10 protein-coding genes are annotated in these 14,572 nt (G+C 42.1%); 9 read left to right on the forward strand and 1 reads right to left on the reverse strand.

The annotated features are described in order from the left end of the window. Nucleotides 1-84: 84 nt before the first annotated feature. From ACPD8L_RS00615 to ACPD8L_RS00655, 9 genes are all read left to right on the forward strand, one after another. A complete protein-coding gene (locus ACPD8L_RS00615) occupies nucleotides 85-2,994 on the forward strand; it encodes a hybrid sensor histidine kinase/response regulator transcription factor (RefSeq protein WP_423941164.1) in 2,910 nt (969 codons plus the stop codon). A 126-nt stretch (nucleotides 2,995-3,120) separates the two neighbouring features. Then, nucleotides 3,121-3,285, forward strand: a complete 165-nt coding sequence (locus ACPD8L_RS00620; protein WP_156102226.1) for a hypothetical protein — start codon at nucleotides 3,121-3,123, stop codon at nucleotides 3,283-3,285. A gap of 6 nt (nucleotides 3,286-3,291) precedes the next feature. Further along, a complete protein-coding gene (locus tag ACPD8L_RS00625) occupies nucleotides 3,292-3,867 on the forward strand; it encodes a lipocalin-like domain-containing protein (protein ID WP_421809084.1) in 576 nt (191 codons plus the stop codon). Nucleotides 3,868-3,882: 15 nt separating this feature from the next. Continuing rightward, nucleotides 3,883-4,503, forward strand: coding sequence for a hypothetical protein (locus ACPD8L_RS00630; RefSeq protein WP_423941168.1), 621 nt, complete (start codon nucleotides 3,883-3,885; stop codon nucleotides 4,501-4,503). Nucleotides 4,504-4,507: 4 nt separating this feature from the next. After that, on the forward strand, nucleotides 4,508-5,917 hold the full coding sequence (locus ACPD8L_RS00635; protein WP_423941171.1) for a hypothetical protein: 1,410 nt from the start codon (nucleotides 4,508-4,510) through the stop codon (nucleotides 5,915-5,917). Between the two features lie 3 nt (nucleotides 5,918-5,920). Further along, nucleotides 5,921-6,325 carry a hypothetical protein gene (locus ACPD8L_RS00640; RefSeq protein ID WP_423941174.1) on the forward strand — a complete coding sequence of 135 codons (405 nt, stop codon included), beginning with the start codon at nucleotides 5,921-5,923 and terminating at the stop codon, nucleotides 6,323-6,325. Next, complete coding sequence (locus ACPD8L_RS00645; RefSeq protein WP_423941176.1) at nucleotides 6,325-8,064, forward strand: OmpA family protein; 1,740 nt, start codon at nucleotides 6,325-6,327, stop codon at nucleotides 8,062-8,064. The genes ACPD8L_RS00640 and ACPD8L_RS00645 overlap by 1 nt, the downstream gene beginning before the upstream one ends. Nucleotides 8,065-8,108: 44 nt before the next feature. Further along, nucleotides 8,109-8,795: a TapB family protein gene (locus ACPD8L_RS00650; RefSeq protein ID WP_423941179.1), complete on the forward strand. Its 687-nt coding sequence runs from the start codon at nucleotides 8,109-8,111 to the stop codon at nucleotides 8,793-8,795. Between the two features lie 107 nt (nucleotides 8,796-8,902). Then, entirely contained in the window at nucleotides 8,903-9,745 is an 843-nt protein-coding gene (locus ACPD8L_RS00655) for a hypothetical protein (RefSeq protein ID WP_423941180.1), read from the forward strand. A 352-nt stretch (nucleotides 9,746-10,097) separates the two neighbouring features. On the opposite strand, the gene ACPD8L_RS00660 is transcribed toward ACPD8L_RS00655, so the two are convergent. Beyond that, nucleotides 10,098-14,183 (reverse strand): ATP-binding protein, encoded by a 4,086-nt coding sequence (locus ACPD8L_RS00660; protein ID WP_423941182.1) that lies wholly within the window; start codon nucleotides 14,181-14,183, stop codon nucleotides 10,098-10,100. Nucleotides 14,184-14,572 lie beyond the last annotated feature (389 nt).

A 14,572-nucleotide genomic window follows, 5' to 3' on the forward strand; every position in this document is an offset into this window, starting at 1 on the left:
ATTATGTAACTTTAGTTGTTACCACACTATCCAGCCCCCCGGTTAAAATATTGTACTATTGGTTGTCCTAAGCTTTAGTTTGAGATGAAAAGGTTATTAGCTACATTATTTTTCTTACCCGCTCTGGTCTTTGCCCAGTACGATTCCAAACTTGATTCGCTCAACAAAGTATATGAAGGCACCACAGATATCAAAGAAAAGGCAAGGATAAAGGTAAAGATGGTGGATATCTACTTGACCATCGATAGGCAAAAAGCAAAAACTGAAATTGAAAGCGTACTGGCACTGGACAATGATGGGGATTGTTTGGAATGCTTGGCGCTTGGTCATTTTTTTTATGGGCATTACCATGCATCTGGTGGGGACTTGAAAAATGCCATTGCTTACTATGAGAAAGCTTCCGAACTGGCCCAAAAAGCTGGGGATACTTTTTTATATAGAAAATCCAGGGCATGGATTGCCCAGGAGTACCTGAGCAACAAAATGTTTGATGAGACGGAGAAAGTGCTTACCAACCTCATTGCAGAAGTCGAGGAAGACGAGGATAAAACAGGAATAGAGGATAATTATTTCCTGTTGGCCATTTTGGATTACGAAAGAGGCTTTTTAAATCGCTCGATCGAGAACTATATCAATGTCGAAAAGAACATACAACCGGATAATCCCCTTGCAGATGTATACAGGTTCAAGGTGTACAACAACATAGCGCAATGCTACCGCGAACTAAAAAAGTATGGGAGTTCACTGGAGTACATTGATGCAGGTCTGGAGATGGCCAGAAAGAAGAAAGATACCTTTAATGTGATGAACCTGTTGCTCAATAAGGGAATCACCGAGGTTGTTTTGGGAGATCCATCGAAAGGTACAGGGCATTTGAAAAGTACATATGGGTACTTTACGGATATTGGGGAGAAATACTTCCAAGGAAGCAGCGCGCTGTTCTTGGGAATCGGATTCCAGAAACAGGATAGTCTGCAATCCTCCATAGTTTATTTGGACAGTGCCGAGACCATTTATACAGAATTGGGCGATAGTCTCAGTCTGGCCGAAACACTCTCGGCCAAGGCAACCAACAACTTGGCCTTGGGAAACAATACGACCGCTTTGGACCAATCGGACAAAGCTTATGATTTGATAAAGCACCGGGAGTTCTCCCCTATACAGATAGAGGTTTTAAAGAACCATATTGACGTATTGATTGAAAATGGGGCTTTGGAAAAGGCCGTTCCCTTGCTCAGGGAAAAAGACTCCCTTGAAGCCATTCTTACGGATAGGATGGAAGCCGAAAAGTTCTACGAACTGGAAGCCAAATACCAAACCGAAAAAAAAGAGCAGGAGATAAGCCTGCTCTCTACCCGGAACAAACTCTCTGAACAACGCAGGAAAAATCAAAAAATCCTATATATTGGACTATTGGGGCTGTTCTTGGCCATTGCGAGCCTTTTGTTTTATGGATATAGGAACAAGCTAAGGACGGCCGAAAGGATAAAGGAACTCGACACGCTCAAATCCCGTTTCTTTGCCAACGTCTCACACGAATTTAGGACCCCATTGACCCTGATCAAGAGTCCAGTGCAGCAATTAAGGTCCATTTCGGATGGAACGAACCAAAAACAATTGGACCTGATCGACAACAATGCCGATCGGATGTTGGAACTTGTGGACCAGCTTTTGGAGCTTTCAAAAATAGAGGGAGGCCAATTGAAGATCATCCTGAAAAAGGGGAATGTTTCCTCTTTTTTAAATACCCTTTTGGAGCCGTTTCAGTTTAGGGCCAAAGAAGAAGGGGTCCCATTCGAAGTTAATGTACAGGTTTCAGAGGAGCCTCATTACTTCGATAGGGATATTCTGGCGAAAATCGTTGTCAATTTACTTTCCAATGCCTTTAAATATAGGGAAGGTGGGCCTGTTTCCTTTGTTTCAAGGATACACAATGAAAGGCTTGAGTTAGAAATTGAAAACCACAATGGTCAAGTGAAAGAGAAAGACCTGCCTAAATTTTTTGAGCGCTTTTACCAAAAGGATGGCACTGCGGTCGGTTTTGGAATAGGGCTGGCCTTGGTGAAGAATCTGGTGACTATTTGTGAAGGTTCCATCTATGCGGGTTTGGATAATGGAAAAGTGATGATCTCCGTTGAAATGCCGTTGAAAAAGGATTTGAAAGATGCCATTTTGATAGAGGAAAACAATGATTCACATTCCAATCAACAGGAACAGGTCATTAAAATTGAAAGTGATGAGGTTCCCGTTTTGCTCATTGCGGACGATCATCCGGATATTCGGACCGTGCTCAAGGATATTTTCAAGGAAGATTTCACCATACTTGAAGCCAGTAATGGGGAAGAAGCTTTTGAATTGGCCCAAAAGGAAATTCCTGATATGATAATTTCAGATATCATGATGCCCAAAAAGGACGGGTATGCATTGGTAAAGTCACTAAAGGAAAATGAGCTCACGTCTTCTGTTCCGATAGTGTTGCTCACCGCCAAGGCAGGGGATGAAGCCAGATTGAAAGGTTTACTGACCCAAGCCGATGGGTATCTTACCAAGCCCTTCAATCACAAAATTGTAAAGGCAACGGTTCATCAGCTTCTCCATGAACGCAAAAAACTACAGGAAAGGTATAGCCGAGAACTCATTTTAAGACCTGTGGATATTGCCATCAATACAGCTGATGAAAGATTTATACAACGATTGGAAACCGTTATGGATGCCGAATTGACCAATCCCGATTTTACCACTGATGATTTTGCTTCGCGGATGAACCTGAGCCGGATGCAACTGCATAGAAAACTAAAATCCCTATTGGGAGTCTCCGCCACAGAGTTTGTCCGTAACGAACGATTGAAAGCAGCCGCGGAGCTTCTGAAAAACCCTAAACTCAGTATTGCCGAGGTGGCCTATAGTTCAGGTTTCAACGAAGCCACCTATTTCTCGAAATGCTTTAAGGATGTTTACGGTCTTTCCCCATCCGACTTTAGGAAGACTACCTGATTTCCCTTATTTCTTAATCCCATAGCATGCCCTTTTAAAGGGAGCGTTCCCTATGTTACATATACCCATGGTATCTGTTACATAATTACATGATGCTGTCCAAAAGCATCCCATAGCTTTGGAACAATGAAGTCACGCAACGGCAAACCCCTGCACTATAGAGGGGAAATGGACCATCTCCCCAATACCAGGATCTATTTGAACATAAAGTATTTGGAGAAGGGCCATTATGAACTGAACATCATCAACAAACACAAGTTGATCAAGAAGATACATTTCAACAAAAAATAAGAAATCATGAAAACAAAGACAATCATGCTTATTCTTCTGGGAGGAACATTGCTGATTCCTTTACAGCACACCGAGGCGCAGTTTCTTAAAAAGTTGGGCAAAAAAGCCAAAGAAGGTGCTGAACGTGGGGTGGAACGAACCGTGGAACGCAAGGCGGAACAAAAAGCTGAAGAGAGTACGGAAAAAGCCATTGAAACCGTTTTTGGCGTTCCCAAAAGTGTGATGGACAAAAAGGAAGATAACGAGGGGGATGGCCTTGAGGGTATTTGGTACTATGAATCCCTTGAAGGGGTGCCCGGATACGAAAACCTGAACGATTGTGGCAAGAAATCCAACATCACCTATTCGGCCAACAACTATCATGTCCAGTTTTATGATAATGACTGTAATCTACTTACCGATAGTGGAGGCACTTTTGAGTTGGAGGACAACATCATGAAAGTTACTGCCGAGGCAAAGGATGAGATGAGCACAACCAAGATAACCACCACCCAGACCATTATGGAACAGACCCAAAACCGGTTGGTCATGAAAGATGATATGAGTGGGGCTGTGGTGACATTGGTAAGGGAAAAGGAATAATCAATCAGAATCAGTATGGAAACCAAAAAGATTTCAATCATTTTTTTTGCAGTAGTGCTCTTGATGGCCTGCGGGCAGTCAAACAAAAAAAGAGGGGAGGCCAGTTCGGAGGGAAAGGTGGAGACTACCGCCAAGAGTAAAGCAAACACAAACGGAATTGACCTTGAGCAACATGGGGATTACACCAACCTTTATGCCTCCAGCTCCCAATGTAAGTTAACGGCTGAAGAAGTGGCCACCCTGTACGGTATTACCGTTGCGGACATGAAGGAGACCTCCAATGGTCCCAGTGGTCAAGGATATTTATGCAGTTACAATCTAACGCTCAGGGATGGCAGTCAATCCGTTTTTGGCCTCACATTCTTCCAAAAACCTATGTCCGATGTACAGTCGGAAATCTCGAGCTGGCAGTCGGGCTCCTATGAGAAAAAGTTTCTAAGGATAAGCAATTCAGGCGATCACTATATCTGGAAACATCCCAATCAGGGTTATTTCATCCTTCAAAATCCAAACTACGCCAATGGAATCCAAATCCGGTATAGAACCATGTTCAAGGTGGACAAGACCCAAAGCGAATATCTGGAACAAAAAGGTATTCAGGCAATTGATTACTTAATCGAAAAATACAAGAACTAATATCATGAAACAGTCAAAGATCATATTGTTGTTCGGATTTATCTTCATGGGATGCCTTCAAGCATTTGCACAACCCTACACCTTGGACAAAGCCATAAGGCCCATTGAATTATTGCTTTCGGAAGATACCCGAGATGGGCATGAAGGGGAGAAAGGGATGGTGTTCTTCAATCGTATGACTGATTCCACCATGTACCATTTCGTGACGGGACATTCAATGTTCCAGTTTTTGGATGTTTTGGTCACCAGCTTGGATGGAAGCCCTTTGGAGGTCAGTTTAAACCAGGACATTTGGAACGATGAATACAACAAAAAAAGTACAGGCTCGTCCCCGGACGGAATGGTCCGGTTTCAACTCCGGGCGGAGGGCAAGTTCGGTATCAAAATAGAGACGGACAATCCCACCAACTCACTCTACAATATTACTGTATTGGCAAGCCCTGAAGAAAAGAGTTATCTGGGCAGCGCTTTTAGAAAAATCAAACAGAGTGAGATGAAATCAGGAGGTGATGCAAAGGTCAATACAAGTACAGGGGCCATATCATCAGATGGAAATGACAACAGCGACAAAGGCGGTGGTACTTGGCTCTACATTGCATTGGGTGTAGCACTTCTGGTCATTGGGGTGCTTGTTGGAAAATTAATGGGTAAAAAGGGAAAGAACACTACAATACTATTGCTCTTCATCTTCTTGGTTCCCCTTGGCACAAAAGCCCAAAACTATTGGGAAGGAAATGTCATGACCATGGAGCAATTTGAAAATTGGAAAACCCAGTTTGAGCATGATCAGGATATGTTGAAAACCGAATTGGAGGTGCTCAAAAGTGAAAGGGCCGGTATGAAAAAGGGAATTGAAAACCTAAATAAGACCCTTTCCAATATACGGTCCACATGGACCACGGTTAAAAACCTGTACAGCTCGTATACGGGATTGAGTTCTTGTATCAATTCCACACCCCCATCCGGCGCACCTAGTATTCCATCCATCTGTACCGAAATCTCAATGGGCGAAGATGGTAAAATATTGGAGGATGAGGACGAGGGCTGCGCGAGCTGTTTTGTGGAAGCTCGGCAGAAGTTCAATGAGAGACGCTATCTTTTTGAACGTTTGGCCACCATCTATAAATGCACTAAAAAGTTCACCAATGCGGCCATAGCATTTGGCGACAATGCCTCTGGAGTGCACGGTGTGGCCGGTTTGGCCTGGCAGGGCGAACGCATCAAAATACTAAAATCCGTGGAAGACCTTGAGAAAGCATACGATAACAAGTATGCCGAAATGCTGCAGGACCTAGCCGATGCCATGATGGAACTCAACGTATGCGAGGCCAAATATGGCGTGGAGGATTGGTACGATCGCTTTGGCTATATGTATTTTGAATTCATGAAAGAGAAGTACGCAAGAAAAGACTGAGCCATGAAACCTTTTGTGCCGATACTGATTTTTGCCTTTTGCATAACCCTTTGGTCCGGCTGCAAAACCCAATCTGTGGGAACGGGCATTTCCAACATCAACACGGACATTGTTGGTTCTTGGGAAGGATGCGATGGACGTGTGGTAACCTTCACCAAGGAAGAAAATGGCGAGATATATGGTCGCTATACCCAATTGGGCGGACTTAAAAAATACAACTTCTCCCAAGACGAAATAGGGTATCAAGTGGTGAAACAAGGTTTGGGAACTTACACAGGATCGGTAAAATGGCGTAGTACCACAGGTGCTGAGACCTGGAAAAAAGTGACCATCACGATTGAAGGAGATACTTACAAGGATGATAGCTCGGATGGTTGCAGCAAAAACATGAAACGCATTATACCGTGATGGAAAGATGGATCTACATAGCGATGGTCTTGGTGGTCTTTAATTTTTCATGTAAAGATCAAGAACAGGACAAAAAGGGCACCCAATCCAATGAAAAGGGAACAGGAGCATCAGAGGCTGAAATCACCAACAGTAAAAAAAATGATGATGGTCTTTCAGATTTGAACCTAGAGGATATGTTCAAAGGGGATGTGGATATTGAAGGTGCGGCCATGGTCTTTTCCCAAATGATGGGAACGGTCTCCATTGAGAAAAAAAGGCTTATCCAAACCGATATCGACTCTTTAAAAAGCCTTTTGGAACAGCATCCCAACTTAAGCCAAGCCATCGCCATTGAAGAAAACACGGTGGATGTAGACTTTTCAAAACTTTTAGAGGCTATGTCCGAAATGGAGCCACAAGACCTCAATACACTAAATGGCATCCTTCCCAAGATTACAAGTTCAGCAGCCGCTGGTTCAGGGAGGCCGGATCATCCGTTTGCCGGTACTTTTTTTGAGCAGGACCTCAAGGAAATTTCCAGTGGAAGCATACAAAAAAGGGTGGAGAACAAAAGATTGTACCAAAATCTCAGGGATGCCAGTCCGGAGGAGGCCAAACAACTATTGGCCGATCATTATGGCATTGACCTTGAAGAAGTAGAGCTCTTAAATAGTATTGAAAAGCAATCTGGCATCCTGAATGAGAAGCAGGCCCAAAATCTTACCGATCCTGTTTATAGCAATGCAGTGGAGATGGCACTCGATGATCCGAAAACATCTTCAAACTTCAAGGCATTGATCAACGAGAACAAGGAAATGCAAAAACGAAGTGCGGACAAGTTCCTAAAAAAATCATCCAGTGCCCGTGAAGCCTTTTACAAGCTTAATCCGGGATGGTACTCAGAGACGTCGGATGAAATTGGAAATACTTATGCCGATACCCGAAACAAGCAAATATATCTGCCCTTGGGCAAGCGTTCCTTTGCGGATGCGGTGGTTGATTTTGACCCCGGAAATGGCGGTCAATATCCAGAAGGGGCCCTACACGAACCCGATTTGACCGTGGAACTTGCCCGGCTTAACCAAGCAAAGCCGGAAATGTGCAGCATTGGATTGAAAGGAGTGCTTACGTTGCAATTCTTGGACAATGCCATTACTGATGTGAATGGCCCAGACCTGTATGTATTTGAAGCCGGAGCCATAGAACCTACGGTTCTGGAGTTGTCCAAAGACGGAAGTAATTGGCTTGAGGTAGGCAAAATCGAGGGGGGTACGGCTATGGTGGATATCCATGATTTTGTAAGACCAGGAGAAACCTTTACCTACGTCCGCCTGACCGATTTGGAAACCAGAAGTGGCGTTCCCGGTGCGGATGTGGATGCCGTGGCAGCCATTGGCGGGGCGCTTCGGTTGAATCTGGATAGTTCTGTATTGTTTGAATTTGGGAAGTACGACCTAAGACCGGAAGCAGAAACATTGCTTATGGAACTGATTCCACAGATAGAGGGTATGGGCAAGGGAACCATTGTGGTGGAGGGCCACACGGACAACGTGGGCAGTGCCCAAGCCAATAAACAACTTTCTGAACAGCGGGCCAATAGCGTAAGTATCTTATTAAAAAGTTTGATGTCAGCATCGGCAGACCATTTTAGCTGGGAAATAAGGGGCCTTGGAGATACCCAACCCATAGCTCCCAATGATAATGATGAAAACCGGCAAAAAAATCGTAGGGTAGAACTATTGGTTTTGCCCAAATAGACCGGTAGAGGGTTGAAATAGTATAAATCAAAAAATCAGAAAAAATGAAAACTTGGATTACCACAGTAATGCTATTGTTTGCTTTGACCATTTTTGGGCAGGGCGATTGCAGTAAATATTACCCTTTTGGTGAGGGTACTGTCTCCGAATTTGAATCCTATGACAGAAAGGGCAAGTTAGAGGCCAAAATGAAGTATACCGTGAACAATGTGTCCCATACTGGAGGGGCCACAACGGCAACGGTCAATTCAGAGCTGTTTGACAAGAAAGGACAACTCATAATGACAAACGAATTCGATATGGGATGTGACGGTTCCACTGTGACCATGGACTTCAAATCGTTGATGAACTCTGCAAGGATGCAGCAGTTTCAAAACGGGGAAGCAACGATTACCGGTACCAATGTTGAGATTCCCAATACACTAACACCTGAGCAGACCCTAGCAGATGCTTCGGTGAACATTACCATGGACATGGGGGGCATGAAAATGAACATGGAGACCCGGATAACCGATAGAAAGGTAATCGGCATGGAAACCATAACCACCCCTGCTGGTACATTTAAGTGCGTGGCCATTACACAGACCTCACAGGTTAAAATGATGGTGGCCAATCAAAAAGGAATTCAAAAAACTTGGCTGGCCGAAGGTGTGGGAATGGTAAAGAACGAATATTACAATGCCAATGGAAAACTGCAGGGTACCACTGTGTTAATGGCATTCTCAAAATAATATCATCAAGGTACGGTTCCCACGAAAGGGGATCATCGCCATACATTAACCATTAAAAACCCTATTCACCCCTGATAGGTATTCCTTTCTTGGGACAGGGGCTTATTATGAAAACTCTAAAAATATTCTTTGTACAAATGCTGCTCCTTGGTCCATGTTTGGCTCAGGCCCAATTTGTGCCCAAAAAACCCGCTACGACCACCAAGGTTAAGAAGCCTGTAAAGAAGACCCCTGAGGTAAGGGCAATTCCTGCCAATACACAAACGGCAGTGGTACAAATTAGGGAGACGAAGGGTTGTAGGCCATTAGCGGCTGCCAGTGTCAATACCATCCTTACCAAGGTCCTTGCCCATACCCTCAGCGTAAAATTGGACAGGGAAGATTCGTATATCCGTTTTAACGGTCAAACGCAAAGACTGTCAATCTCTGATTACAAGGTTAAAAAACCAGCCCATGATTGGGTATACTTCATGAATGATGTAAACTCAACCAAAGCTGTTGCTACCTTTGATGAACAGAACAGAAGGTTTTATTTGAAGATCACCTTTGAAGGGGATCGTAGCGAGATAAAAGGAAAATGCCCAGGGTGTATAAACCGATATGAGGACAGTCGCGCCCCTGATATCAACTGGTTGGGAAATCGGGAGCTTATCATTGAATTAAAGCCCATCGTCCACAACAATTCCATTGCTTTTGAGGCCACAGGGGCCGAATTGAAGGGGCATTTTACCATAAACGGTCCCGTACAGGCTTTTTTACCCGGTCTTACCACCTATTTTGAACGACAGATCATGAGTGCCGTTGAAGCCCAAGCCAAACGCTTGATGAACACTACTGGGGTAAAGAACATGATGGCCAATACATTCCGTGGTACGGTAAATACCTTGGGACTTGGAAATATTGACACCGTGGAGACCGGTGAAAACCATCTTTACATCTGCAATAATTAGAATCTATTTGTTTCTGTAAAGAAGGTGATGATGAGCGATTTTTACACATAATTGGTTGGTTTTGCTTTGAATCCGCTATATCACTATGTGAAAGTCAATTTTCACAAGACGATGTCCTATTTCAAATATTGGATTATAGAGTCTTGGTATATAAAGGGTTATGGATGCATTCCTGCCGCCCCGATGAATTAAAAACTCCTGTAAACACAGTTTTTATTTATGGCTTTTCTACTTCCACTACAGTTGAATGGCATTACATAATTGTCAAAAAGGAGAGGTTTTTGGAGTTGTAAGCTTACCGTCTGTAATTGATTGATCTTAAAAAGGGTTTCGGTTGTGAATGAAACCCAGCCTAAGATCCAAAATCAAAATCCGTATTGTTTATTTGGTGAATTGAAAGATAGTATTCTATGTTTTCAGCTGTATTGGCCCGCTTCTTAAAATCTTTTGGAGTAGTTCCAAATTGTCCTTTAAAGCTTTTGGAAAAATATTTGGAGTCGTTAAATCCTACCAAATGAGCCGCTTCCGAGATGGAATACCCGAATTTGGTCAAGAGTACGGCTCCTTTTTTTAAGCGCATATCCCTAGTGAAATCAATTACACTCAACCCTGTAACATTGAGACATTTTCTGTACAAGCTGGAATAACTCATATTCAATGACTGCGCCAATTGTTGCACCTTAAAATCAGGATCTGCCATATTTCTGTTGATATGGTCCACCAAATTCTCCAAAAAAATCTCGTCTTGAGACTGGTTTTGGACAAATTGGGGGCGATTGATCAGTTCTTTCCGATATTTTGAAATGATATGTTCTTTGGATAAAAGCAAGTTATTTACTTTCAATAGTAACTCATTGGTATTGAATGGTTTGTTTATAAACTCAATGGCCCCTGTTTTGAGCCCCTCAATCTTGGCCTTGGTGGAGTTCTTTGCTGTCAACAACACAATGGGGATGTGTTTGGTCAAATTATGCTTTTTAAGCTCTTTGCTCATGACTATACCATCCATTTGAGGCATCATAATATCACTTATGATCAAATCGGGAATATTGTTTTTTGCGTGATAGAAGCCTTCTTCTCCATTATCTGCAAGCAAAATGTTATACTGGGGAGACAACAGATCCTTTAAAAGTTGCTGTAATTCATAGTTGTCCTCAACCACCAAGATACTTTTCTTGTGTTGGGTATTTTGGGGTTCTTCTTGTGGTTGGATGCTTTCTACCTGTACTTTCTTTGGTGTAAAATGATTTATTGCAATTTTTTCCGAATCATCATAGAATTTTTCGGCAACAGGAATCTTTACGGCAAAAGTTGTCCCTTCATGCGGAACACTTTTCACTTTAATTTTTCCCTTATGTAACGTCACCAAGTCCTTGGTCAAGGCCAAACCAATTCCTGCCCCTTTGAATTGTTTGTTGGTACTGGACCGATAGAAAATTTCAAAAATCTTGTCCAGTTCCTCCTTTTCAATGCCAAGACCAGAATCGGATACAGAAATCTTCACAAAACTTTTTTTGTTTATGGGCGACACGTGTAATTGAACGTTACCTTCCGTAGGTGTATATTTAAAGGCATTTGAAAGTAGATTGTACAGGATGTGTTCCAATTTTTCTTTGTCGTACCATGTATGGTCCAGGTTTTTTGGGCAGCTTATGGAAAAGTCGATTTGCTTATTTCGTGCAAGTTCCTTGAACGAGGAACAAATATCCAATATGTCACTGTGTAGGTTATTCTGACTAACGAGCAGATTGAGCCTGTTGGAATCACTGTTCCTGGCCAAGGTAAGTTCCCGTGCAATCCGGCTAAGTTTCTTTGCATTATTGGCTATAATGTTCAGCCTTTCCTTCAGGAGCATGTTCCCATTAAGCTCCGCTCTTTTGAGCATGTCATCTATGGGCCCCAGTATTAAGGTGATAGGGGTTTGTATTTCATGGGACATTTTGGTGAAAAAGTCCATTTTCGTGTTGTGCAGATCATGTTCCTTGGCATGAATGACCCTATTGATAAATAGCTTCTTTCTAACCCTATACCATTTTACGATGATAAAGACCAATAAGGATAGAAGCGCAAAATAGATGACATATGCCAATGGCTTGTTCCAAAAGGGTTGCTGAATCGTAATGTTTATCCTCTTTTCAACGCTTGATGATAAATCGTTCATCCCATGTGCTTTTATCTCAAGGGTATAGCCACCTGGAGGCACATTGGTATATGATGCAAAGCCTTCTGTATAAGTACTTTTCCATTCATCATCAAAACCCATTAATCTATACGAATAAAAATAATTGGGGTTTAGAATATTGTCGATGGCCGAAAACCGAATCGAAAAAGAAGATTGGTTGTATCCCAGATTTAGGTGGTCAAGGTTGAACACTTCAGATTTTATCTGATCGGGGAGTAGGTCTTTGGCAGGTTTGTTCAGAACTTGGACATCATGGACCACTAATTTGGGGTTCAAAGGTTCCTTTTTCAATTTTTCAGGGAAAAAATGGGCAACTCCTTTTGTGCTGCCAAAATAGAGTTGTCCATCCTTATCCTTAAATGTACTTTTTAACATGAAGGAGCCATCTGGCAGGCCATCTGAAGAATAGTACATTTTGGTTGTACAGGTCTTTGCATTTAAATGAACGATTGCATTTCCTGTACTGGCCCAAATATTGTCCTTGTCAACTAGGTTAATGGCCTTAAAAGTTAAGTCTTTGATGGTTTTAAGATTTTCAAACTCAGTGAATGTTTTGTTTTTTATATCAAAGACATTCAATTTAAACTGTTCATTGATGAGCCAAATCTTATCATCGGAACTGCATATCATTGAAATGATGCGAGGTACGATTTCCCCTGAAGGGGAAGGATAATTTTCAAAAAGCGAATGGTTGATGTTTTGGTTGTTCTCCACAAACTTGAATAAACCGCCACCAATTTGTCCAACCCAAATGTTTCCTTGAAAATCCTCTATTATTTTTTCAACGATTACACCATGTAGCCCATTTTTATTGTTACCGAATGAAGCCAATAGCTTTTGCTCGGAATTATAAACATTGAGTGATACATTGGATCCAACCCATACCCTGCCTTTTGAATCTTTGAACAATTCCCTAATGTCCTGGGCCATCTGCCCTTTCTCGTTTACAACGGATAGGGATTTGAAAGTTTTTGTTCCTGGGTTGTAGTGCCAGAGACCATTTCTGTAGGTTCCAAACCAGAGATTGTGCCCTTGATCTTCGATTATGGATTGGACGTAAAACGAGTTTTCTGCATCATTGAAATATTGTTTTGATGTACCATTATCAAGTATTCTGGTTAGTCCGTTGCCATCGGTCCCGATCCAAAGCGTCTGGTCCGAGGCTTTAAAAATACTCAATACCCTCATCGGAATGGTATTGTCAGACCCAGTATGATAATTTACATCTTTGTTGGTTTTGGGGATAATATTCAACGTTCCATACTTGTTGGTGAGCCATATATTTTTATGATCATCCTCGTTGATATCCAATATGGTGTTGCTCTCAATGGAAAATTCATCAAGATATCTTTTTTTATAGCTTTGGACATGTCCTGTCTTGCTGTTTATCTTGTAGACCCCGTTGCCATCGGTTCCTGCCCAAATATTTTCATCACTGTCCAAAAATAGGCTTAAGAAAAGAGAGGATTCAATATTCCCTGTATCACCTTTTAAGAAGTCTTTTGATATGATTTTTTGTTGGGCAATATCATAAATGTGCAACCCATTCCCTTCAGTTCCAATCCAAAGCCTATTTTCCTTGTCCATTCTTAACACGATACCACCGGGATAGTCAGTGAAAGGCCCAACGATTTCGGTCTGTCTTCCGGACTGTACGGAGTATTTGTAGATTTTGCCTTGGGTGGTTCCTACATAAACATTGTCATTCTTATCAAAATCCAAATTGTTCACCATGTTGTCCGCCATGTTGATATTTGGGATGGTGGTGATACTGTCAAACTTTTGCTTGGAGTAGATGTAAATGTCACCACTTTTGGTGGCCATCCATACCTGCTTGCCATTGGGGCGAACCCTCCGAATCATTTTTTTGCCCAACTTGTGATCAAAACTTTCAAATTGGCCACGCCTCGTTTCATATTTTGCCAAAAGACCGTTGCGTGTATTGATCCAAATATTTTTTGATTCATCATTTATGATATACTCAATCCTATCTTGCCCGTCAATGATAGGAAAGATACTCTCCTTGTCAATCAGGGAAAAGGTATAGCCATTGTATATCAATACTCCCTGGGAAGAAGACATCCAGATATTGCCCAATGAATCTTGGGCGACATTGCTGACAAATTGCTGTTTGTTGTTGTGCGTTGGGGTCAAGGATTTAAAGTACACCTGATCCTGCCCAAGAATATACCCCCCTGCTAGATGAAATAGGAAAAGGGTCAATAGGATAATCGTTTTCTTATAGGAGCACGTCACGCAATTCATTTTATAGGGTAAATGAGCAACATAGACACAAATTTTGTCATTTCCCCTCAATATTGATTGGACATTTCCACTAAAAAGGTGGAAAATATGATCAGATGGGGCTTCAAGGGGTACATTTCCAACCCAATACAATGCAAGGGGTCATTACATATTCAAAAATATACATAAAATAAGAACACCTTGTTGTCAAGCTTTTCCTGGTCGAATAACCACATTTGCTCTTACTGTTATCAATCAGGCAGTTGCAGTGTATCAAGGGATCTTTCCCTCACTTGTGTAAAATCAGTCATAAAGGTGTAGTATTTCGTCATCCTCCATAAAAAGGAAGAAATACACCCTGTTTTTGATTGAAAACCATAAAAACTTTATCCATTTAAACC

The sequence above is a fragment of the Flagellimonas algicida genome (assembly GCF_049629585.1).
GTDB lineage: Bacteria > Bacteroidota > Bacteroidia > Flavobacteriales > Flavobacteriaceae > Flagellimonas.

What these genes read in the sequence shown, in the direction of transcription:
- ACPD8L_RS00655 (WP_423941180.1), top strand. Translation starts at nt 8,903, where the DNA reads ATGAAAACTCTAAAAATATTCTTTGTACAAATGCTGCTCCTTGGTCCA.
- ACPD8L_RS00650 (WP_423941179.1), top strand. Translation starts at nt 8,109, where the DNA reads ATGAAAACTTGGATTACCACAGTAATGCTATTGTTTGCTTTGACCATT.
- ACPD8L_RS00620 (WP_156102226.1), top strand. Translation starts at nt 3,121, where the DNA reads ATGAAGTCACGCAACGGCAAACCCCTGCACTATAGAGGGGAAATGGAC.
- ACPD8L_RS00630 (WP_423941168.1), top strand. Translation starts at nt 3,883, where the DNA reads ATGGAAACCAAAAAGATTTCAATCATTTTTTTTGCAGTAGTGCTCTTG.
- ACPD8L_RS00640 (WP_423941174.1), top strand. Translation starts at nt 5,921, where the DNA reads ATGAAACCTTTTGTGCCGATACTGATTTTTGCCTTTTGCATAACCCTT.
- ACPD8L_RS00635 (WP_423941171.1), top strand. Translation starts at nt 4,508, where the DNA reads ATGAAACAGTCAAAGATCATATTGTTGTTCGGATTTATCTTCATGGGA.
- ACPD8L_RS00625 (WP_421809084.1), top strand. Translation starts at nt 3,292, where the DNA reads ATGAAAACAAAGACAATCATGCTTATTCTTCTGGGAGGAACATTGCTG.
- ACPD8L_RS00645 (WP_423941176.1), top strand. Translation starts at nt 6,325, where the DNA reads ATGGAAAGATGGATCTACATAGCGATGGTCTTGGTGGTCTTTAATTTT.
- ACPD8L_RS00615 (WP_423941164.1), top strand. Translation starts at nt 85, where the DNA reads ATGAAAAGGTTATTAGCTACATTATTTTTCTTACCCGCTCTGGTCTTT.